Raw genomic sequence first — 20,061 nt, forward strand, 5'->3', positions numbered from 1 at the left:
ATCAGCTGTCGAAGAAGACCGTTTCCTTCTCCCCCTGGAGATGGACATCGAAGATGTAGCTGTCGCCCTGGCGCTCGGCGATCAGCGTCGGCACGCGGACGCGGTGCTCGATGCGCGCCAGGATCGGATCCTGCGCATTGGCCTTTTCCTCGTCGGAAAAATAGAGGCGCGTGTGCAGGCCGAGATTGATGCCGCGCGCGACGATCCAGAGCGTGATGTGCGGCGCCATCAGCCGACCATCCCGGAACGGCACACGACCCGGCTTGATGGTCTCGAACGCACAGACGCCGGTTTCCATGTCGGTCGGGCAACGGCCCCAGCCCTGGAAATTCGGATCGGCGGCACCGCGCAATTCGGCCGGCGAATTGTAGAGCCCGTCCGCATCCGCTTGCCAGATCTCGATCAGCGCGTCCTTGAGCGGTGTGCCGGTGCCGTCCAGCACCCGGATCTTGAGACCGATGCGCACGCCCTTGGTCTTGTCATTGACCATGGTCGCGCCGAGATCGGTCGCATAGATGCCGCTGATGCCGCAGAAATTGGGCGTCAGTCCGATATGGACGTAAGGGCCCGCGGTCTGCGAGGGGCTTTCCTTGAGCCGATCGAGCGATTGGGCCATCAATTGCCCTCCAGCCGGTTTTCGAACAGCGACGAGCGGCGGCCGCGCAGCACGATGTCGAACTTGTAGGCGAGCGCATCCATCGGGATCGTCGCCTGCGTGTCGAGGATGGCCGTCAGCGCATCAATGGCCGCCTTGTCGGCGATGCCGCGCACGATCGGGCACTTCCAGATCAGCGGGTCACCCTCGAAATACATCTGCGTGATCAGGCGCTGGGCAAAGCCATGGCCGAAAACCGAGAAATGGATGTGCGCCGGGCGCCAGTCATTCGGCCCGTTCGGCCAGGGATAGGGGCCGGGCTTGACGGTGCGAAAGGCATAGAAGCCATCCTCGCCTGTGATGGTGCGCCCGCAGCCGCCGAAATTCGGATCGAGCGGCGCCAGATAGCCGTCCTTCTTGTGGCGGTAGCGGCCACCGGCATTGGCCTGCCAGAATTCGATGAGCACGCCGGGAACGCCAACGCCGCGCTCATCGAGCACACGCCCATGGACGATGATGCGCTCGCCGATGGCGCTCTCGCCCGGCCTGGCGAAATTATGGATCAGGTCGGCGTCGAGCTCACCCAGCATGGCGTGGCCGAAGACCGGTCCCGCTATTTCCGACAACGTGTTGTCGAAGGACAAAAGCGCCTTCTGCGGCGAGCGCAGCACCGAACTCTTATAGCCCGGCGTCAGCGCCGGTGGATGCCATGTCCGGTCGCGCTGGAAGAAGGCGCCGGTCTCGGGCCGCCGGTTCGAGCCGGACTCAGCTGGCATTGTCGGCTCCGTCCATTTCCGAAAACACGTCCTTGGCTATTCTGAAGGCACGGTTGGCGGCCGGCACGCCGGCATAGATGGCGACATGCAGGAACGCCTCACAAATATCGTCGCGCGTCGCACCGGTGTTGGCGGTGGCGCGCACATGCAGGGCGACCTCCTCATCATGGCCGAGTGCGGCAAGCAGCGCCAGCGTGACGATCGAGCGCTCGCGCTTGCTGAGACCTGGCCGTGCCCACACCGTTCCCCAGGCGGCCTCGGTGATCAGTTCCTGGAAGGGCTGGTCGAAATCGGTGGCGGTGACCTCCGCCCGATCGACATGCTGATCGCCAAGCACGGCGCGCCGCACGCCGAGGCCGGTGCGATATCTGGCTGCGTTGCCGGGGACTTCATCCATGGGTTTGTGCTCCAGGGGCAAGCGATGCGATAAAATCGCGGATCAGGGCGACAAGCGCTACGGGCTGTTCGACACAAGGAATGTGGCCGGCGTCGCGGATGATCTCGAAGCGCGAACCGGGGATCAGAGCGGCCAGCGAGCGGACCAGATCGGGCGGCGTCGAGCCATCCTGGTCGCCGGCAATGCAAAGCGTCGGCACCGCGATGCGACGCGCTGCGTCGGTGAAATCGGCGTCGCGGACAGCCTTGCATGTCCCAATATAGCCTGGCAGCGCCTGCCTGGTCAGCATGTTGCGGCAGCCTGCAAGGTCGGCGGGCCGCGTTGCATGGAAATGCGGGGTGAACCACACTTTCATCACACCATCTGCGATCGCCTCGATACCGTAGCGCTCCACGACCGCAATGCGGCTGTTCCAGCTCTCCGTCGTGCCGATCTTGTGGGCCGTGTCGCACAGGATCATAGCCTCGATGATCTCCGGGCGCCTGGCATAGAGCCCTTGCGCGATCATGCCGCCGACCGACAGGCCGCACAGCACGACCTTCTCCAACCCGAAATGGTCGATCAGCCCCGAGAGATCGTCGACATGATCGTCGATCGACCTGATGTCGCCGATGTCGGACAGCCCGTGGCCGCGCTTGTCATAGACCAGCAAGGACAATTCGCCATCAAGTGCGGCGACAATATCGTCCCAGATCCGGAAGTCGGTGCCCAGCGAATTGATGAATATGATCGCGCGCGCATTGCCGGTCGCCTTGATGCGGCGATGGTGCAGCGTGATGCCGCCGATGGTGACGAATGGCACGATTTCGATCCTCCATCTCCACATTGCACAAGGCATTTGGTTCGGTAAAATGATATTTTGCGCCGCTTCATTAACTCCGGGGTTATCAAATTATGGCCGAAAGCCGCATCCGGTTCCGTCACCTGCAAGCCTTCCTGGAAGTTGCGCGGCAGGGCAGCGTGGCCCGCGCCGCCGATTTCCTGCATGTCAGCGCACCGGCGGTGACCAAAACCCTGCGTGAGCTGGAAGAGGCGCTCGGTGTCGCCGTCGTCGAGCGTGACGGGCGCGGCATCCGCGTCACAAGGCTTGGCGAGATCTTCCTCGGCCACGCCGGCTCGGCGATTACGGCCTTGAAGCGCGGCGTCGATTCCGTGCGCCAGGACGGCGCCATCAATCGCCATCCGATCCGCATCGGCGCGCTGCCGACCGTGTCGGCGAAGGTCATGCCGCAGGCCATGAGCCTGTTCCTCAGGGAAAACACGGGGGCGGCGATCAAGATCGTCACCGGCGAGAATGCCGTACTGCTCGAACAATTGCGCATCGGCGCGCTCGATCTCGTCGTCGGCCGACTGGCGGCGCCAGAAAACATGACCGGCTTCTTCTTCGAGCACCTCTATTCCGAACAGGTGCTGTTCGTGGTGCGGGCCGGACATCCGTTGCTGGAACCGGGGGCGGACATCTTCGCAAGGCTCGACGAATTCCCGGTGCTGATGCCGACCCGGGAATCCGTCATCCGCCCCTTTGTCGATCGCCTGTTCATCACCAACGGCATGACCGCGCCGGCAACCGAGATCGAGACAGTCTCGGATTCGTTCGGGCGTTCCTTCATGCGGCAGAGCAATGCGGTGTGGATCATTTCGGCCGGCGTCGTCGCCAACGAGATAGCCAGCGGCGCCTTCGTCGCGCTGCCGGTCGACACCGAGGAAACCAAGGGACCGGTCGGCCTGACGATGCGCACCGACACTGCCCCCTCGCCGGCTTTCACCATCCTGCTGCAAACCATTCGCGAGGCGGCCAGACCGGCCAGATGAGCGTTGGACCGTTCAAACCGGCTCGGTTCCTGATCGGAAATCTCCTAACCCTGGGGTTAATGAAACACCGCAAAATATCATTTTACCGAACCAAACCACTGGTGCACTGTACCGATGGAGGACCACAGAGGGAGGAATGCATGACCTACGCTAGCGGTAGCAGATCCAGTATTCGTGGCGTGTCTCGGCGCCAGTTCATTGCCACCTCGATTGCCGGCGGTGCGGCGTTCGCGCTGGGCGGCAAAAGCGCCTTCGCGCAGGCAGGCGACACGCTCAAGGTCGGCTTCGTCAGTCCGCGCACCGGACCGCTGGCCGGCTTCGGCCAGACCGACGGCTACGTGCTCGACCTGGCCCGCAAGGCGCTGGCCGGCGGCCTTGAGATCGGCGGCAAGAAATACAGCGTGGAAATCCTGGATCAGGACACGCAATCGGATCCCTCCCGCGCGGGCCAGCTCGCCAAGGACCTGATCAACAACCAGGCCATCGACCTGATGCTGGCGGTGTCGACGCCCGAGGTAATCAATCCGGTGGCCGATGCCTGCGAGGCCGCAGGAGTTCCCTGCCTGTCAACCGTCATGCCGTGGGAGGCCTGGTATTTCGGCCGCGGCGCCAAGCCGGGCGCGCCCTCGCCGTTCAAATGGACCTATCATTTCGGCTTTGGCGTCGGCGAATTCTTCAAGACCTACATCTCGCAATGGAACCTGATCGAGACCAACAAGAAGGTCGGCGTCATGTATCCGAACGACGCCGACGGCAACGCCATCCGCGCCAATCTGGCGCCGCTTCTTGCCAAGCAAGGTTTTACGATTGTCGATCCCGGCGCCTACGAGACCGGCACCACCGACTATTCCTCGCAGATCGCGCTGTTCAAGCAGGAAGGCGTCGAGATCTTCAACTCCTTCCCGATCCCGCCTGACTTTGCCGCCTTCTGGCGTCAGGCGGCGCAGCAGGGGCTGATCAAGCAGATCAAGATCTGCCAGGTCGCCAAGACCGGCCTGTTCCCGTCCGACATCGAGGCCCTCGGTGATCTCGGCATGAAGATTTCCAGCGCCGCCTACTGGCACAAGGCCTTCCCCTACAAGTCGCCGCTGACCGGCGTTTCGGGCACCGAACTGGCCGACGGCTATGAGGCGGCGAGCGGCAAGCAGTGGACGCAGCAGCTTGGCGCCTCGATGTCGCTGCTCGACGCGGGTTTCGAAGCGCTGAAGGCCAGCACCGACGCCAAGGACAAGGCGGCGGTGGCCAAGGCACTGAGCACGCTCAAGACCGAGACCATGATCGGCAAGGTCGACTTCACCAGCGGACCCGTGGCCAATGTCTCGCCCGGCCCGATCATCGGCACGCAATGGGTGGCGGCCAAGGACGGCAGCAAATTCCCGCTCGACTATGTGGTGACCGAGAACGCCACCGATCCGAAGGTGCCCGTCGAAGCCAAGCTTCTGCCTTACAACGGTTGATGGACCGCTGACGAGGATCGCCTGGTGACCCATCCGCAACAACAGGCTGTTCTCACCGCCGCCGGCATCCACAAGCGCTTCGGCGCGCTTGTGGTGCTGGATGCGGTCGATTTCACCATGGGTGCCGACGAGGCGGTTGGCATTGTCGGCCCGAACGGCGCCGGCAAGACGACGCTGCTCAGCGTGCTTTCGGGCGCCTTTCCGCCTAGTGCGGGCACGGTCAGCTTCAAAGGCGATGACGTGACGTCCTTGCCGGCGACGCAGCGCTGCCGGCTCGGGCTGGTGCGCACGCACCAGGTGCCGAAACCGTTCAGCGGCATGACCACTTTCGAGAATGTCTTTGTCGCCGCCTCGCACGGCGCCGGCCTTGGCCGCGACGAGGCCTATGAGGAGGCGCTCGGTTCGCTGAAACTGTGCGGCATGCTGGGCGTTGCCAACCGGCGCGCCGAGACGCTCGGCCTGCTCGACCGCAAGCGGCTGGAGCTGGCGCGGGCGCTGGCCGCAAGACCGACGCTGCTGCTGCTGGACGAGATCGGCGGCGGGCTGACCGACGGCGAAGCCAGTGAACTCGTCGACACGATCAAGGAGTTGCGCCGGCGCAAGATCGGCATCGTCTGGATCGAGCACATCGTCCACATCCTGCTGCAGGTGGCCGAGCGGCTGATCTGCATGGATGCGGGAAAAATCATCGCCGACGGCGAGCCGCAGGCCGTGATGGCCGACCCCGAAGTCGTGCGCGCCTATCTCGGCGGAGGCCCGAAATGAGCCTGCTGTCGGTCGAGAACCTGGTTGTCCGGCACGGCCTGTTGCAGGCGGTACGCGGCGTGAGTTTCAGCATCGAACGCGGCGAGACGCTGGCGCTGGTCGGCGCCAACGGCGCCGGCAAGACGACACTGCTCAGGGCAATTGCCGGGGCGCATCCGCCGGCGGCCGGCCGCGTGCTGCTGGACGGCGCCGACCTCACCAACGTGCCGTCGCACCGACGCGTCGGCATGGGCATCGCGCTGGTGCCGGAAGGTCGAAAACTGTTCGTGCAGATGACGGTCGAAGAAAACCTTCTGCTCGGCAAGACCGCCGGCCGGCCGGGCGACTGGAGTGTCGACAGAGTGCTGGAGATGTTCCCCAATCTGAAGCCGCGCCGCCACGCAAAGACAGGTCACCTGTCGGGCGGTGAACAGCAGGCGACGGCGATCGGCCGGGCGCTGATGAGCAATCCGGACGTGCTGCTGCTCGACGAGGTTTCGCTCGGCCTGTCACCGCTGATCGTCGATCGCGTCTATGCAGCCCTTCAGGGACTGATTGCTTCCGGTACAACCATCATCCTCGTCGAACAGGACCTCAACCGCGCGCTTTCGGTATCCAACAGGGTCATCTGCATGCTCGAAGGGCGGGTCGCGCTTGAAGGCCCAAGCAAGCAGGTTTCGCGCGACGACGTGACCAAGGCCTATTTCGGCCTGCACCGGAAAAGCCCCGGGAGCGTTCCGGCATGAGCAACCAGATCATCCAGGGCATTCTTCTCGGCGGCTATTACGCGCTGATCGCCTGCGGCCTGTCCTTCATGTTTTCGGTGATGCGTATCATCAACCTCGCCCATGGCAGTCTTGCCGTGTTCGCCGCCTACGCGCTGTGGCTGCTCGCCTCGCGATATCACGTCTCGCCATTCCTCGGCCTGCTCATCGTGCTGCCGCTGATGGCGGCGATCGGCTGGGCGCTGCAGCGCTTCCTGCTCGAACGCAGCGCGCGCGGCGGGGCGCTGCTGCCGATCCTGACCACGTTCGGTCTGGCCATCGTCATCGACAACATGCTGTTCGAGCAGTTCGGCGCCGACACGCGCTCGCTGGCGCCCTATATCGGCAGCCTGTCCTATGATTCCTGGGAATGGCCAGGCAGCATCTATGTCGGCAAGCTCGCCGTGATCATGTTCGCCACCGCCGTCATCCTGCTTGGCGGGCTGCAGCTTTTCCTCACCCGCACCAGGCTTGGGCGTTCAATCCGCGCCACCTCGGAAGACCCTGATACAGCCGGGCTGGTCGGCGTCGATGCGCGCCGCGCCAACGCCATTGCCGCGGCCATCGCCATGGTCACGGTCGGCCTTGCCGGCGCCTTCCTCGGCATGCGGGCCACCTTCGATCCCTATGCGGGCGCGCCGCAATTGCTGTTCGCCTTCGAGGCGGCGGTGATCGGCGGCGCCGGGTCGCTGTGGGGAACGCTGATCGGCGGCATCGTGCTGGCGCTCGCGCAGACGCTTGGCGCGCAAGTGCATCCGCAGGGCTTTCTGATCGGCGGCCATGCCGTGTTCCTCGTCGTGCTGTTCGTGCGGCTTTCGGCATCAGGCCTTGGCCTGCGCGGCCTGTTGCGGCTGCCGTCCCGGAGCGCGTCATGAGTGCCGTCTCAACCTCACCGGTCATCGAGCGCGGTACGGCGACGTCGCGGATCGCCGCGATTACGGTCGCCGTCATCATCGCGCTGCTTGCGATTGCACCGCAGGTCCTGTCGGCCGGCGCAGTCGACCGCATGACGGCGCTGTTCATCTATGTGATCCTGGCGGCGATGTGGAACGCTCTCGCCGGCTTCGGCGGCCTGGTCTCGGTCGGCCAGCAGGTGTTCTTCGGGCTCGGCGCCTATTTCGCCATCCGGCTGGCCGATGCCGGGCTCAACCCTTTCGCCTCGCTTTTCGTTTCGGCGGTCGTTGTCGGCGCCGTCTCCTGGCCGCTCTCGCTGTTCATGCTGCGGCTGCGGAACGGCGAGTTCGCCATCGGCATGTGGGTGATCGCGGCACTGACGCATCTCCTGGTCAATCTCGACCGGCTGGTGCAAGGCGAAACCGGCACATCGCTGATCTCGCTCAACGTCTATGATGCCGGCACCAGACGGGCTGTTATCTACTGGCTGGCGCTGGCCTCGATGACAGCCCTGCTCGCCATCCTGTTCGGCCTGCTGCGCGGCAGCACCGGTGCCGCCATCCGCGCGATAAGGGACAATGAAGATGCCGCCGCGTCGGTCGGCGTGCGCGTCACCGGCACCAAGCGGCTGCTGTTCGTGCTTGCCGCCTTCGGCATCGGCATTGCCGGCGCGCTGTGGCTGGCGACCTCCATCACCTTCCAGCCAAAGACCTACTTCAACGTGCAGTGGACCGCCTACATGATCTTCATGGTGCTGGTCGGTGGCATCGGTACCTTCGAGGGCGCCATTTTGGGCGCGCTGGTGTTCTTCCTCATCGAGACCTGGTTCGGCGGCACCGGCGTCTGGTACCTGGTCGGCCTTGGCGCCACCGCCGTGCTGTTCTCGCTTTTCCTGCCACGCGGCCTATGGGGAACCATCGAAGAGCGCTTCGGCCTGCGCCTGCTGCCGGTCGGCTACCGCGTCAGGCTTCCGGGAAATGCTCTGGCCGATGACGGCACCGCGCCCTCGCCGGAGCGAACCACACTTGATCAGGAGAAGGCATGACCATGCTTTTCGGCAAGACCATCCTCATCACCGGTGTCGCCTCCGGCATTGTCGCCCGCACCGCGGAGCTCGCCGGCCAGCTCGGTGCCGACGTGATCGGCGTCGATGTGCGCGAACCAGCTGCATTGGCCGGTAGTTTCGTCAAGGCTGACATCTCGTCGAAAGCTGGCGTCGATGACCTCATCGCGCGCCTGCCGCAGCGCATCGACGCGCTCTGCAACGTCGCCGGGCTTTCCGGCAATACCGGCGCGGCAGCGACGCTGGCCGTCAATTTCTTCGGGCTCAGGGCGCTTTCGGAAGGCCTCGCGCCGAGACTTCGTGAAGGCGGCGCCATCGTCAACGTCGCCTCGATCGCCGGCTATGGCTGGCGCGCCAATCTCAACCGCGCCGCCTCGATGGTCGGCATCGAGGGTTTCCCGGATGTCGCCAAGGTGGTCGCCGACCACTCGGTCAAGAACGAGGAAGGCTATCCCGTCTCGAAGGAACTGCTCTTGCTGTGGACCTTCCGGGCGGCGCATCAGGATCTGTTCAAACGCCGTGGCATCCGTGTCAATGCGGTCAGCCCCGGCCCGGTCGAGACGCCGATCCTGAAACAGTTCCGCACCGTGCTGGGTGACGCCTGCGTCGACAGCGACATTGCAAGGGTCGGCCGCGCCGGCACGTCGGGCGATATCGCGCCGGTCGTGCTGTTCCTATGCTCGGACGGCGCGCGCTGGGTCAACGGCGCCAACGTTCCGGTTGACGGTGGCCTCGAAGCATCGATCAACGCCGAAATGTTCGGCTTCTAATTCAATGAGTACGCTCCTGACGGAGCGAAGGAGACCATCATGGATATCGGACTTCTGATCGACGGCGACAAAAGGGATGCGTCCGGTTCGGCCTCTTACGAGCGGATGGACCCCTTCACCGGCAAACTGGCGACGCGCGCCGCAGCAGCCAGCGTCGCCGATGCCAACGCTGCTGTGGAAGCCGCTGCCGCCGCTTTCCCCGCCTGGTCGAAGACCGGGCCTGGCGAGCGCCGCGCTCTGCTATCGAAGGCGGCTGACGTGATGGCCTCGAAGGTCGGTGAATTCACCAAACTGATGATGGAAGAGACCGGTGCCACCGGCCCCTGGGCCGGCTTCAACGTCATGCTCGCCGCCAACATGCTGCGCGAGGCGGCGGCGATGACGACGCAGATTTCGGGCGAGATCATCCCCTCGGACAAGCCGGGAACGCTGGCGATGGCGATCCGCCAGCCGGCCGGCGTCTGCCTCGGCATCGCGCCGTGGAATGCGCCGGTCATTCTCGGCACTCGCGCCATCGCCATGCCGATCGCCTGCGGCAACACAGTGGTGCTGAAGGCTTCGGAAATGTGCCCGGGCACGCACCGGCTGATCGGCCAGGTGCTGGTCGAGGCCGGCCTGCCCAAGGGCGTCATCAATGTCGTCACCAACGACCCCAGGGATGCCGCTGGAATCGTCGAGGCGCTGGTCGCGCATCCCTCGGTCAAGCGCGTCAACTTCACTGGCTCGACCAAGGTCGGCAGGATCATCGCCGAGCTTGCCGGCCGGCACCTGAAGCCGGCGCTGCTCGAACTCGGCGGCAAGGCGCCGCTGCTGGTGCTGGATGACGCCGACATCGATGCGGCGGTCAATGCGGCCACCTTCGGCGCCTTCATGCATCAGGGCCAGATCTGCATGTCGACCGAGCGGCTGATCGTCGACGAAAAGGTCGCCGACGAATTCGTTTCCAAGCTGGCGGCCCGCGCCTCGCAGCTGCCGGCGGGTGACCCGCGCGGTCATGTCGTGCTGGGCTCGCTGATCAGCAGCCAGGCGGCCGACAAGATGGAAGAGCTCATCGCCGACGCTGTCGGCAAGGGCGCCAGGCTGGTGGCCGGCGGCAAGCGCACCGGCACCGTTGTCGAGGCGACGCTGCTGGACCACGTCACGCCGGCCATGCGCATCTATGCGGAAGAATCCTTCGGGCCGGTCAAGCCGGTGATCCGCGTGAAGGGTGAGGACGAAGCGGTGCGTGTCGCCAACGACACCGAATATGGCCTGTCGTCAGCCGTGTTCAGCCGCGACATCAAGCGTGCGATGGCCGTCGCCGCCCGTATCGAAGCCGGCATCTGCCATATCAATGGTCCGACCGTTGGCGACGAGGCACAGATGCCGTTCGGCGGCGTCAAGGGCTCGGGCTATGGCCGCTTCGGCGGCAAGGCCTCGATCGCCGAATTCACCGATCTGCGCTGGGTGACGATCGAGGATCCGGGCCAGCACTATCCGTTCTGATCCGGCCCTCGCTTCGGGCAATCGATAGCGCAGGTCAAACAGCCAGTGACGGCGTGAAGCGAACACTGGCGGATCGCATCAGACCGGGCGCCAGCACGATGCAGCCGGTGTCGATGCGGCCGTCCGTGTGATTGAAGGCATCCGTGATGTTGCTGACCGGCTCGGCGCAGAAGAACGGCTCGCCTGGCGGCATGTAGAGGACGAGGAAATCGAGCGGTGCCTCGGCCTCGATATCCAGCTGCCGTCCGTGTTCGGGCCAGGAGATCCGGGCGCGGCGTTCCCATCCGGTGAAAACCGTATCGAAGTCCACTTCCGATACGTCAAAACCGATGGATGGATCGGCTCCTACAGGCGGCAGGACATGCCGGATGGGCAGAACCTCCGTATCCGTCTCCCACATGCCGGACACCGGCGCCTGGACATGTGTCCACGGCGTCGACGGAAAATAGGGATGGAGGCCGAAGCCAACCGGCATCGGTGCGCCCGACAGGTTGCGCACCTTAATGGTCACGCAAAGCGTGCCGTCAGCCAAGGAAATCTCTTGCTCGGCTTCATAGCTCCATGGCCAGGAATCGGCGGCGTGGCGATAGCGCAGGACGATCGTGCTGGCTTCATGCCTCACGACCGTCCAAGGCCGACGCCAGCCATGGCCGTGCTCATGATGTGGATCGTCGGCAGTCGTCGGCAACTTGATGGTACGGCCGGCGAATTCGAAGCAGCCGCCTCTTATGCGATTGGAATAGGGAACGAGCGGGAAGCAGGCCATGGCGCCTGCATCGCTACGGCTGACCGCCGCCGGATCCGCCGGGCGCAGCCAATCCACGGCAGAGCCATTGTGCCACCAGCGATAGGAGGCCAGTGCGCCCCCGGCGGCCGGCGCAATGTCGACAGTCGCAATGCCGTCGCTGATCGAAATCAACTGTGTGTGCTGCGCGACAATGGCAGCAAAATTCTTTGTCATCGGCGCTCCCCCGTCCCTTGACTCCAATCGCCACGGCTATAAGACATATCATATGAATAGTATGAAGAATAAGAAATCTTTCAGCACGGCGCGCACGTCAAGGGTTGCCGTGGCGGTTTCCAGTGGCTCCACCGCGCTGCACGCGACTGTTGTCGAGCAGATCGGCCTGCGCATCGTGCAAGGCGACTTCCTGCCCGGCGAGGCCCTGCCCAATGCCGACGATTCCAGCGAGATGCTGGGGGTCAGCCGGACGGTGCTGCGCGAGGCGATCAAGGTGCTGGCCGGCAAGGGGCTGGTCGAATCGCGGCCGAAGACCGGCACACGCGTGCGTCCGCGCTCGGACTGGAATTTCCTCGATCCGGACGTGCTGTCGTGGCGTTACGCCAGCGGTGTCAGTACCGACGATGTCCGGGCGCTGTTCGAATTGCGGCGCGCCATCGAGCCGATGTCGGCAGCACTTGCCGCTCAGCGCGCTACGCCAACGCAGATCGCGGAGATCAACACTGCACTGGCCGAGATGGAAGCGGTGGTCGATGATGGCGACCGCTTCGCCAAGCCCGATCTTTTGTTCCACCAGACGATCCTGCGCATGACCGGCAATGAGTTGATCGGCTCGCTGGCGGCACTGGTCGAAACTGCGTTGGTGATGAGTTTTCGCCTCTCCAACGACAATCCGGAGGGGCAGCGCCATTCCTTGCCGCTGCATCGCGAGGTGGCCGAGAAGATTGCCGCCGGCGACGCACTCGGTGCGCAAAAGGCGCTGCTGGTGCTCATCGACAATGCCGAGGATGACGTGCGCCGCAGCGTCGAGAACCGCAACAAACGCCGCCAGGATCGGGAACAGACATCGTGACCGAGACCAGACGCAAACTGCGGTCCGAAGCCTGGTTCGGCGGTGAAGGCAAGAACGCCTTCATGCACCGCAGCTGGATGAAGAACCAGGGCATCCCGGCCGATGCTTTCGACGGCCGCCCGGTGATCGGCATCTGCAACACCTGGTCGGAACTGACGCCATGCAATGCCCATCTGCGGGCGCTCGCCGATCACGTCAAGCGCGGCGTCTACGAGGCCGGCGGCCTGCCGCTGGAATTTCCGGTGATGTCGCTGGGCGAAAGCAATATGCGCCCGACCGCCATGCTGTTTCGCAATTTGGTCAGTATGGATGTCGAGGAATCCATCCGCGGCAATCCGATCGACGGCGTCATCCTGCTGGTCGGCTGCGACAAGACCACGCCGGCGCTGCTGATGGGGGCAGCGTCTTGCAACCTGCCGACCATCACCGTCTCCGGCGGGCCGATGCTGAACGGCAAGTTCCGCGGGCAGGATATCGGCTCGGGCACGCACGTCTGGAAATTCGCCGAAGAGGTGAAGGCCGGCCGCATGCCGGTCGCCGACTTCCTCGCCGCCGAGCAGGGCCAGAGCCGCTCGGCCGGCAGCTGCATGACGATGGGGACGGCTTCGACCATGGCCAGCATGGTGGAAGCGCTCGGCATCGGCATGCCCGACAATGCCGCGATCCCGGCGGTGGATTCGCGCCGTGGCGTGCTTGCCCAGATGGCCGGACGCCAGATCGTCGAGCTCGTCCGCCGCGACGTGACGATCGCGCAAATCCTCACCAGGGAGGCGTTCGAGAATGCCATTCGCGTCAATGGCGCGATCGGCGGCTCGACCAATGCGGTGCTGCATCTGATCGCCATCGCCAATCGGATCGGCGTCGACCTCAGCCTCGAGGACTGGGACCGCCTTGGCCGCGACGTGCCGACCATTGTCGACCTGATGCCATCGGGCCGGTTCCTGATGGAAGATTTCTACTATGCCGGGGGGCTAGCTGCGGTCATGGCGTCGCTTGATGAAGTGGGGCTTCTTCATCGCGACGTCATGACCGTCAGCGACAAGACCATCGGGGAACTGATCGATGGGGCGCCCAACTACAACCGCGAAGTCATCCGGCCGCTGAGCGAGCCGCTGACCGAGCAAGGCGGCATCTCGATCTTGCGCGGCAACCTGGCGCCCAATGGGGCGGTCATCAAGCCGTCGGCGGCAACGCCCGAGCTGATGCAGCATCGTGGCAAGGCCGTCGTCTTCGAGAACATCGAGCACTACTATGCCCGCATCGACGATCCGGAACTAAACATCGACGCCTCCTCGGTGATGGTGCTGAAGAACTGCGGGCCGCGCGGCTATCCCGGCATGGCCGAGGTCGGCAACATGCCGCTGCCGGCGAAGCTGCTCAAGCAAGGCGTCTCCGACATGGTGCGCATCTCGGACGCGCGCATGAGCGGCACCGCCTACGGCACCGTGGTGCTGCATGTGGCACCTGAGGCCGCGGCAGGGGGCGCACTGGCGCTGGTGCGCGACGGCGATCTCATCGAGCTCGATGTCGCCGGCAGGCGACTGGAGTTGCTGGTGTCGGACGAGGAACTGGCGATCCGCCGCCGCGACTGGAAGCCGCCGGCGCCGCCCGAAGGCGGCTATCAGAGCCTCTATGTCGAGCGCGTGCTGCAGGCGGACCAAGGCTGCGATTTCGACTTTCTCGTCGGCCGGCGCGATGCCGGCATTCCCCGGCATTCCCATTAGAGAGGCGCGCAATGACGGATCAGATCGGCAGCTACGCGACCTACCCGAGCCTCAAGGGCCGCAGCGTCTTCATCACCGGTGGCGGCAGCGGCATCGGCGAAAGCCTGGTGCGCCATTTCTGCGCGCAGGGCAGCCGCGTCGCCTTTGTCGATGTGGCCGAGGAGCCTTCACGGCGCCTGGTCGATGCGATCACGGCCGAAGGGCATAACGCGCCGCTGTTCATTCCCTGCGACCTGCGCGATGTCGAGGCGCTGCAGGCAGCAACTGTCCAGGCCATGCTGCACAACGGGCCGATCCAGGTTCTGTGCAACAATGCCGGCAATGACGACCGCCATCAGACCAAGGACGTGACACCAGCCTACTGGGATGACCGCATGGCGGTCAATTTGCGCCACCAGTTCTTCGCCGCACAGGCGGTGCGTCCGCAGATGAGCACGCTGGGCGGCGGCTCGATCATCAATTTCGGCTCCATCACCTGGATGGTCGGCGATCCCGATTGCCCGGCCTACGTCACCGCGAAAGCCGCGGTCTACGGCATGACGCGGGCGCTGGCCCGCGAACTCGGCCCCGAGCGCATCCGCGTCAACTGCATGGTGCCTGGCTGGGTGATGACCGAGCGCCAGATGCGGCTGTGGCTGAACCCGGCTGGGGAGCGCCAGATCGCGGAAAGGCAGTGCCTGCCCGACCGGCTGCAGCCCTCCGATATCGCACGCATGGCGCTGTTCCTCGCCGCCGACGACAGCCTGATGTGCACGAGCCAACAGTTCATCGTCGATGCGGGCTGGGTGTGACCCATACGGACACGGCCCCCCAAGGGAAGAAGGGTATTTCATGCGTCTTGTTCAGTTCAGAATGCCGGATGGCAGCAGGCGGGTCGGCCGCGTCTCCGATGACGGCAATCACTTGCACCCACTCGATAAGACCAGCTCCATGCTGGAACTCGCCGAAGCAGCGATCGCTGAGGGCACATCCATCGCAGCGCTGGTCGAGAAGCGGACCGGCACGACTACGGTCGACTATGACGAGCTGCTGCGCGATGGCCGCGTTCTGGCCCCCGTCGACCACCCGGAACCGTCGCGCTTCCTGGTCACCGGTACCGGCCTGACCCACACCGGAAGTGCCGCCGCGCGCAACCAGATGCATGTTCTGACCCATGGCGAAGGTGCCAACGAATCCGATTCCCTGAAAATCTTCCGCATGGGCCTGGAGGGCGGCAAGCCTGGCGCTGGCAAGATCGGGATGCAGCCTGAATGGTTCTTCAAGGGCGTCGGCACTTGTGTCGTGCCTCCCGGTGCCGACCTGCCGATGCCGGCATTCGCGAAGGCCGGGGCAGAGGAAGCCGAAATCGTCGGACTTTATCTCAATGGGCCGGACGGCCATCCCTATCGCATCGGCTATGCGCTCGGAAACGAATATTCCGACCACGTGACGGAGGGCGAGAACTACCTCTACCTCGCCCATTCCAAGCTTCGCTCCTGCTCGATCGGCCCCGAACTGCTGATCGGCGATTTGCCCGAAGAAGTGCGCGGCCATTCCCGCATCCTGCGCGACGGCGCTGTTATCTGGGAGCAGGAATTCCTGTCGGGCGAAGCGCACATGTCGCACTCGATCGCCAATCTCGAACATTTCCATTTCCGCTACCCGATGCACCGCCGGGCGGGCGACCTGCACGCCTATTTCTTCGGCGCGGCGGTGATGAGCTACGCCTCCGGCATCAAGACGGCTTCCGGCGACGAGTATGAAATCCAGGCACAGACATTCGGCAAGCCGCTGCGCAACCGGATGGTGTCGGTGCCGGACGAGGGACTGGTCACCGTCACCCCGCTGTGACGGCAAAGGTCCGGAAATTACGGTCCACCAGAACGACAATGGGAGATTAAAAATGGGACTGAAGAAAGCGTTTCTAAGACTAGCGACAATCGGCCTCGGCATCGGCCTGATGACCTCGGCGGCGTTGGCCGCGAACCTGCGCGTGCTGGCCTGGGACGGCTATGCCGACCCGGACTGGGTGAAGGACTTCACCGCCGCCACCGGCATCGGCGTCGATGTCGTCTTCATCGGCAGCGATGACGAGATCTGGGCCAAGATCAAGGGCAGCGAAGGCCAGGATTTCGACGTCTTCGCCGTCAACACCGCTCAATTGCAGCGCTACATCAAGGCCGATCTGGTGTCGCCGATCGACATCACGAAACTGCCCAACCAGAAGGACGTGCTGCCGCGCTTCCGCGATCTGTCCCAGGTCAGCGGCGACACCAAGGACGGCAAGGTCTACGGCATTCCGTTCTGCTTCGATTCCATCGGGCTGATCTACGACACCGACAAGGTCAAGCCGGCGCCGACATCGATGTCGGTGCTGTGGGACCCGGCGTACAAGGGCAAGATCCTGGCCTACGACAATGGCGAGCACAATTTCTCGTTCACCGCGCTGACGCTCGGCTACAAGGATCCGTTCAACCTCGACGCAGAGCAGATGGCGGCGGTCAAGGCCAAGCTGGTCGAACTCAAGCGCAATGTGCTGAGCTTCTACACCACCGCCGACGAGGCGCAGCAGATCTACCAGAACAATGACGTTGCCTTGATCTGGGCCAATTACGGCCAGCAGCAAGTCAAGGCGCTGCAGAAGATCGGTGCCCATGTCGCCTACGTCAATCCGAGCGAAGGTGCGCTGGCCTGGCTCGACAATTGGGTGATCTCCAAGGGCGTCCGCGACAATGCAGCGGCCGAGAAATGGATCGACTTCATGCTGACCAAGAAGGTCAGCGGCGCGCTTTCCGAGCGCACCGGCTTCGGCAACACCGTGGTCGAATCCAGCAGCGCCGGCGGCAACGACAAGCTGGTCTGGCTCAACAATGTCGAGGATCCGCTCAAGCGCTCGGATCTGTGGAACGAGATCAAGGCGACACCCTGATCCTTTCCGAACCTGACTTCGAAGGACCCGGCGGTCCGGACATTCCGGACCGCCGCAGCGTATGCGAGAATAGTCTATGAACCAGAACGCCGACCTGCTGACGCTGCGGTCCGTCTCGAAATCCTACGGCACGGTTCCCGTGCTGCACGACATCGACCTGTCGATCAAGGACGGCGAGTTCCTGACCGTGCTTGGACCGTCGGGCTCGGGCAAGACCACGGTGCTGCGGCTGATCGGCGGGCTCGAGCCATTGACTGCAGGCGAGATCCGCCTAGACGGCCAGGACATCAGCCGCATGCCGATCAACAAGCGGCCGTTCAACACCGTGTTCCAGGACTATGCGCTGTTCCCGCATATGACCGTTTCCGGCAATGTCGGCTATGGGCTTTCGGTGCGCCATGTCAAGCGCAAGGAGATCGCACGCCGTGTCGCGGAGGCGCTGGAGCTGGTGCAGCTCGGGCGTTTCGCCGACCGTTTTCCGGCGCAGCTTTCCGGCGGCCAGCGCCAGCGCGTCGCGCTCGCCCGGGCGCTGATCTGCCAGCCGCGCCTGATCCTGCTCGACGAGCCGCTCGCCGCGCTCGATCTCGAACTGCGCCGGCAGATGCAGGAGTTCCTGAAATCCATCCAGCGCGAGATCAAGACCACCTTCCTGTTCGTCACCCATGACCAGGAAGAAGCCATCGGCATGGCCGACCGGATCTGCGTCATGCAGGCCGGCCATATCCGTCAGCTCGGCACGCCGCACGACCTCTATTACAAGCCGAATTGCGAGTTCGTAGCGCGTTTCTTCGGCGAGAACAATCTGGTGGCCGGAAAGCTCGGCCCCGTTCAGGGCGACCAGCGGCCGATTGAGACCGCACTTGGGCGCCTCGTCTGTTCGATCAGCGACCAGCCGCATCTGAAGGCTGCGGTCGATGGCGCCAGCGCCTTCGCGGCGTTCCGTCCAGAGGCCTTGCGTCTTGCGGATGCAGCCGACAGCGGCAACCGCTTTTCCGGCACCATCGCGGATCTTGCCTTTGCCGGCTCGTCCACCGTTGCCACCATTTCGGCCGGTACGGACACTGCCGCGCAACGCCTGCGGCTGCGCATGCCGAGCCGGATCGACGGCAGCGCGCTCAAATCAGGCGAGACGGTCGCGCTCTCCTTTGCGCCGCATGAAGGCCATCTGGTGTTGGTATGAGCAAGACCGGCTCGACATTTTCAGCGGAACGGCGATTGTCGCGGCTGGTGACGGTGCTGGCTTTCGCGCTGCCGGTGATCTTCGTCCTGGTGCCGCTGGCGATCTTCCTGGTCTACAGTTTCTTCAGCGTCGACCAGGGCACGATCGTCTACGCGCCGACGCTCGGCAACTATGTCAGGTTCTTCACCGACCCGATCTTCCTGCCGGTGTTCTGGAACACCATCGTGCTGTGTGTGTCGGTCGCCATCATCTGCATCCTGCTCGCCTATCCCGCCGCCTATTTCCTGACGACGCTGAAAGGGCGGTGGCGCTATGCCTTGCTGATGCTGCTCCTGGTGCCGCTGCTGATGAGCTACGTCATCAAGATCTATGCAATCCGCAGCATCCTCGGCCTCAACGGCTTCCTCAACAAGGCGCTGGTAGCGCTCGGCATCCTGGATCAGCCGTCGACGCTTTTCGTGTTCAACATGAACGCCATCCTGTTGACGTTGAGCCTGCTTTTGATCCCCTTCGCCATCCTGCCGATCTTCCTGTCGCTGGAGCGCATCCCCCAGACCTTGCTGCGCGCTTCGGATGACCTTGGCGCCAGCGGCTTGCAGACCTTCCTGCGCATCACCTTGCCGCTCAGCCTGCCCGGCGTCGCCTCGGCGGCGAGCTTCGTCTTCGTGCTGGCGATCGGCGACTTCCTGACGCCGCAGATGGTCGGCGGCATCAGCGGCTTCACCTTCGGCCGCATCCTCTACAGCCAGTTCGGCACGGCCTACAACTGGCCGTTCGGCGCAGCACTGTCGGTGGCGCTGGCGATCGTGGTGATCTGCGCCATCCTCATCGGTGAACGGTTCGGGCGCAGCCGGGGGACGTCGATATGAACGCCCTGCCCCGGCCCTCCACCATCTTCCTGGCAGCGATCACCACGCTGGTCGCGGTGCTGCTCTACAGCCCGCTGTTCGTGCCGATCGTGTCGTCGTTCTTCACCATTTCGCATGGCAATGTCGACTGGTCGTCACCCACCCTTTCGACCTATGTCGCGCTGGCCGAAAACCACGATATCCTGGCCGCCTTGCGCACGACGCTGATCGTCGGCGTCTGCACCGTCATCCTGTCGGTGGTCAGCGGAACGCTGCTGGCGCTCTACTATCACGGCCGCCGCTCCGGACGCTCAGTGTTGCAGTTCATCATCTTCCTGCCGTTCCTGATGCCGCCGATCATCAGCGGCCTGGCGCTGCTGATCTTCTTCCGCGAGATCGGTCTCGAGCGCTCGCTGCTGACGGTCGTCATCGGCCATACCGTTTTCGTGCTGGCGATCGTCTACCGCACGGTGCTGATGCGGTTGCAGTCGATGAGCCGCATGCTGGTCGAAGCCTCCTACGATCTCGGCGCGACGGGCTGGCAGACCTTCTGGCGCATCATCCTGCCGAACCTGTCGAGCGCCATGGTCGGCGGCGCCATCCTGGCCTTCGCGCTGTCGTTCGACGAAACGATGATTACCATCCTGGTCACCGGCACGCAGAGCACGCTGCCGGTCCGCTTGTGGGCAATGATGCGGCTTGGCTTCTCGCCCGACATCAATGCGCTGGTGGCACTGATCCTGATGTTCACCGTGCTGCTCTGCGTGCTCGCGGCCCGTTTCCTGATCCCGAGGCAAATGGCGACGGAACAGACCTGAATTATCGAACAC

General features: G+C 64.2%; 21 protein-coding genes. 16 read left to right on the top strand and 5 right to left on the bottom strand.

Annotation, left to right across the window (positions count from 1 at the left end):
* Window position 1: 1 nt before the first annotated feature.
* The 4 genes from pcaG to pcaD are packed head-to-tail and all read right to left on the bottom strand — an operon-like array spanning window position 2 to window position 2,570.
* Window positions 2-616 (bottom strand): protocatechuate 3,4-dioxygenase subunit alpha, encoded by a 615-nt coding sequence (pcaG, locus tag DBIPINDM_RS07720; protein ID WP_258585179.1) that lies wholly within the window; start codon window positions 614-616, stop codon window positions 2-4.
* Window positions 616-1,371, bottom strand: coding sequence for a protocatechuate 3,4-dioxygenase subunit beta (pcaH, locus tag DBIPINDM_RS07725; RefSeq protein ID WP_258585180.1), 756 nt, complete (start codon window positions 1,369-1,371; stop codon window positions 616-618). Before pcaH ends, pcaG begins: the two co-directional genes overlap by 1 nt.
* Window positions 1,361-1,768 carry a 4-carboxymuconolactone decarboxylase gene (gene pcaC, locus DBIPINDM_RS07730; RefSeq protein ID WP_258585181.1) on the bottom strand — a complete coding sequence of 136 codons (408 nt, stop codon included), beginning with the start codon at window positions 1,766-1,768 and terminating at the stop codon, window positions 1,361-1,363. The genes pcaH and pcaC overlap by 11 nt, the downstream gene beginning before the upstream one ends.
* Window positions 1,761-2,570: a 3-oxoadipate enol-lactonase gene (gene pcaD, locus DBIPINDM_RS07735; RefSeq protein WP_258585182.1), complete on the bottom strand. Its 810-nt coding sequence runs from the start codon at window positions 2,568-2,570 to the stop codon at window positions 1,761-1,763. The genes pcaC and pcaD overlap by 8 nt, the downstream gene beginning before the upstream one ends.
* 92 nt (window positions 2,571-2,662) lie before the next feature.
* Here pcaD and pcaQ point away from each other — a divergent pair, with 92 nt between their 5' ends.
* From pcaQ to DBIPINDM_RS07775, 8 genes are all read left to right on the top strand, one after another.
* Window positions 2,663-3,580 carry a pca operon transcription factor PcaQ gene (gene pcaQ / locus DBIPINDM_RS07740; protein WP_258585183.1) on the top strand — a complete coding sequence of 306 codons (918 nt, stop codon included), beginning with the start codon at window positions 2,663-2,665 and terminating at the stop codon, window positions 3,578-3,580.
* Window positions 3,581-3,720: 140 nt separating this feature from the next.
* Complete coding sequence (locus DBIPINDM_RS07745; RefSeq protein WP_258585184.1) at window positions 3,721-5,037, top strand: ABC transporter substrate-binding protein; 1,317 nt, start codon at window positions 3,721-3,723, stop codon at window positions 5,035-5,037.
* Between the two features lie 117 nt (window positions 5,038-5,154).
* Window positions 5,155-5,802: an ABC transporter ATP-binding protein gene (locus DBIPINDM_RS07750; protein WP_258589214.1), complete on the top strand. Its 648-nt coding sequence runs from the start codon at window positions 5,155-5,157 to the stop codon at window positions 5,800-5,802.
* Complete coding sequence (locus DBIPINDM_RS07755; protein WP_258585185.1) at window positions 5,799-6,527, top strand: ABC transporter ATP-binding protein; 729 nt, start codon at window positions 5,799-5,801, stop codon at window positions 6,525-6,527. The genes DBIPINDM_RS07750 and DBIPINDM_RS07755 overlap by 4 nt, the downstream gene beginning before the upstream one ends.
* Window positions 6,524-7,420: a branched-chain amino acid ABC transporter permease gene (locus DBIPINDM_RS07760; protein ID WP_258585186.1), complete on the top strand. Its 897-nt coding sequence runs from the start codon at window positions 6,524-6,526 to the stop codon at window positions 7,418-7,420. Before DBIPINDM_RS07755 ends, DBIPINDM_RS07760 begins: the two co-directional genes overlap by 4 nt.
* Window positions 7,417-8,484 carry a branched-chain amino acid ABC transporter permease gene (locus tag DBIPINDM_RS07765; RefSeq protein WP_258585187.1) on the top strand — a complete coding sequence of 356 codons (1,068 nt, stop codon included), beginning with the start codon at window positions 7,417-7,419 and terminating at the stop codon, window positions 8,482-8,484. The genes DBIPINDM_RS07760 and DBIPINDM_RS07765 overlap by 4 nt, the downstream gene beginning before the upstream one ends.
* A gap of 2 nt (window positions 8,485-8,486) precedes the next feature.
* On the top strand, window positions 8,487-9,272 hold the full coding sequence (locus tag DBIPINDM_RS07770; protein WP_258589215.1) for a coniferyl-alcohol dehydrogenase: 786 nt from the start codon (window positions 8,487-8,489) through the stop codon (window positions 9,270-9,272).
* Window positions 9,273-9,311: 39 nt separating this feature from the next.
* A complete protein-coding gene (locus DBIPINDM_RS07775; protein WP_258585188.1) occupies window positions 9,312-10,757 on the top strand; it encodes an aldehyde dehydrogenase in 1,446 nt (481 codons plus the stop codon).
* 34 nt (window positions 10,758-10,791) lie between these two features.
* Here the strand turns inward: DBIPINDM_RS07775 and DBIPINDM_RS07780 are convergent, their stop codons facing one another.
* Complete coding sequence (locus tag DBIPINDM_RS07780) at window positions 10,792-11,718, bottom strand: aldose 1-epimerase (RefSeq protein WP_258585189.1); 927 nt, start codon at window positions 11,716-11,718, stop codon at window positions 10,792-10,794.
* A 61-nt stretch (window positions 11,719-11,779) separates the two neighbouring features.
* Between DBIPINDM_RS07780 and DBIPINDM_RS07785 the strand changes: the two genes are divergently transcribed.
* The 8 genes from DBIPINDM_RS07785 (at window position 11,780) to DBIPINDM_RS07820 (ending at window position 20,049) form a co-directional block, all read left to right on the top strand.
* Window positions 11,780-12,571 (top strand): FadR/GntR family transcriptional regulator, encoded by a 792-nt coding sequence (locus DBIPINDM_RS07785; RefSeq protein ID WP_258585190.1) that lies wholly within the window; start codon window positions 11,780-11,782, stop codon window positions 12,569-12,571.
* A complete protein-coding gene (locus tag DBIPINDM_RS07790; protein ID WP_258585191.1) occupies window positions 12,568-14,295 on the top strand; it encodes an IlvD/Edd family dehydratase in 1,728 nt (575 codons plus the stop codon). Before DBIPINDM_RS07785 ends, DBIPINDM_RS07790 begins: the two co-directional genes overlap by 4 nt.
* 11 nt (window positions 14,296-14,306) lie before the next feature.
* Window positions 14,307-15,086 (top strand): SDR family NAD(P)-dependent oxidoreductase, encoded by a 780-nt coding sequence (locus tag DBIPINDM_RS07795; RefSeq protein ID WP_258585192.1) that lies wholly within the window; start codon window positions 14,307-14,309, stop codon window positions 15,084-15,086.
* A 40-nt stretch (window positions 15,087-15,126) separates the two neighbouring features.
* On the top strand, window positions 15,127-16,125 hold the full coding sequence (gene araD1, locus DBIPINDM_RS07800) for an AraD1 family protein (protein WP_258585193.1): 999 nt from the start codon (window positions 15,127-15,129) through the stop codon (window positions 16,123-16,125).
* Between the two features lie 52 nt (window positions 16,126-16,177).
* Window positions 16,178-17,203 (top strand): ABC transporter substrate-binding protein, encoded by a 1,026-nt coding sequence (locus tag DBIPINDM_RS07805; RefSeq protein ID WP_258585194.1) that lies wholly within the window; start codon window positions 16,178-16,180, stop codon window positions 17,201-17,203.
* A gap of 76 nt (window positions 17,204-17,279) precedes the next feature.
* Entirely contained in the window at window positions 17,280-18,383 is a 1,104-nt protein-coding gene (locus DBIPINDM_RS07810) for an ABC transporter ATP-binding protein (RefSeq protein WP_258585195.1), read from the top strand.
* A complete protein-coding gene (locus DBIPINDM_RS07815; RefSeq protein WP_258585196.1) occupies window positions 18,380-19,252 on the top strand; it encodes an ABC transporter permease in 873 nt (290 codons plus the stop codon). Before DBIPINDM_RS07810 ends, DBIPINDM_RS07815 begins: the two co-directional genes overlap by 4 nt.
* The gene (locus tag DBIPINDM_RS07820; protein WP_258585197.1) at window positions 19,249-20,049 is read left to right on the top strand and encodes an ABC transporter permease; all 801 of its coding nucleotides are present in this window, start codon (window positions 19,249-19,251) and stop codon (window positions 20,047-20,049) included. Before DBIPINDM_RS07815 ends, DBIPINDM_RS07820 begins: the two co-directional genes overlap by 4 nt.
* The last annotated feature ends 12 nt before the right edge of the window (window positions 20,050-20,061 follow it).

Source organism: Mesorhizobium sp. AR02, from assembly GCF_024746835.1.
In the GTDB taxonomy this organism is placed as follows: domain Bacteria; phylum Pseudomonadota; class Alphaproteobacteria; order Rhizobiales; family Rhizobiaceae; genus Mesorhizobium.

Bases quoted from the DNA above. Each gene is read 5' to 3' on its own strand.
- pcaG (WP_258585179.1), bottom strand. From the start codon at position 616: ATGGCCCAATCGCTCGATCGGCTCAAGGAAAGCCCCTCGCAGACCGCG.
- pcaH (WP_258585180.1), bottom strand. From the start codon at position 1,371: ATGCCAGCTGAGTCCGGCTCGAACCGGCGGCCCGAGACCGGCGCCTTC.
- pcaC (WP_258585181.1), bottom strand. From the start codon at position 1,768: ATGGATGAAGTCCCCGGCAACGCAGCCAGATATCGCACCGGCCTCGGC.
- pcaQ (WP_258585183.1), top strand. From the start codon at position 2,663: ATGGCCGAAAGCCGCATCCGGTTCCGTCACCTGCAAGCCTTCCTGGAA.
- DBIPINDM_RS07745 (WP_258585184.1), top strand. From the start codon at position 3,721: ATGACCTACGCTAGCGGTAGCAGATCCAGTATTCGTGGCGTGTCTCGG.
- DBIPINDM_RS07750 (WP_258589214.1), top strand. From the start codon at position 5,155: ATGGGTGCCGACGAGGCGGTTGGCATTGTCGGCCCGAACGGCGCCGGC.
- DBIPINDM_RS07755 (WP_258585185.1), top strand. From the start codon at position 5,799: ATGAGCCTGCTGTCGGTCGAGAACCTGGTTGTCCGGCACGGCCTGTTG.
- DBIPINDM_RS07760 (WP_258585186.1), top strand. From the start codon at position 6,524: ATGAGCAACCAGATCATCCAGGGCATTCTTCTCGGCGGCTATTACGCG.
- DBIPINDM_RS07765 (WP_258585187.1), top strand. From the start codon at position 7,417: ATGAGTGCCGTCTCAACCTCACCGGTCATCGAGCGCGGTACGGCGACG.
- DBIPINDM_RS07770 (WP_258589215.1), top strand. From the start codon at position 8,487: ATGCTTTTCGGCAAGACCATCCTCATCACCGGTGTCGCCTCCGGCATT.
- DBIPINDM_RS07775 (WP_258585188.1), top strand. From the start codon at position 9,312: ATGGATATCGGACTTCTGATCGACGGCGACAAAAGGGATGCGTCCGGT.
- DBIPINDM_RS07780 (WP_258585189.1), bottom strand. From the start codon at position 11,718: ATGACAAAGAATTTTGCTGCCATTGTCGCGCAGCACACACAGTTGATT.
- DBIPINDM_RS07785 (WP_258585190.1), top strand. From the start codon at position 11,780: ATGAAGAATAAGAAATCTTTCAGCACGGCGCGCACGTCAAGGGTTGCC.
- DBIPINDM_RS07795 (WP_258585192.1), top strand. From the start codon at position 14,307: ATGACGGATCAGATCGGCAGCTACGCGACCTACCCGAGCCTCAAGGGC.
- araD1 (WP_258585193.1), top strand. From the start codon at position 15,127: ATGCGTCTTGTTCAGTTCAGAATGCCGGATGGCAGCAGGCGGGTCGGC.
- DBIPINDM_RS07805 (WP_258585194.1), top strand. From the start codon at position 16,178: ATGGGACTGAAGAAAGCGTTTCTAAGACTAGCGACAATCGGCCTCGGC.
- DBIPINDM_RS07810 (WP_258585195.1), top strand. From the start codon at position 17,280: ATGAACCAGAACGCCGACCTGCTGACGCTGCGGTCCGTCTCGAAATCC.
- DBIPINDM_RS07815 (WP_258585196.1), top strand. From the start codon at position 18,380: ATGAGCAAGACCGGCTCGACATTTTCAGCGGAACGGCGATTGTCGCGG.
- DBIPINDM_RS07820 (WP_258585197.1), top strand. From the start codon at position 19,249: ATGAACGCCCTGCCCCGGCCCTCCACCATCTTCCTGGCAGCGATCACC.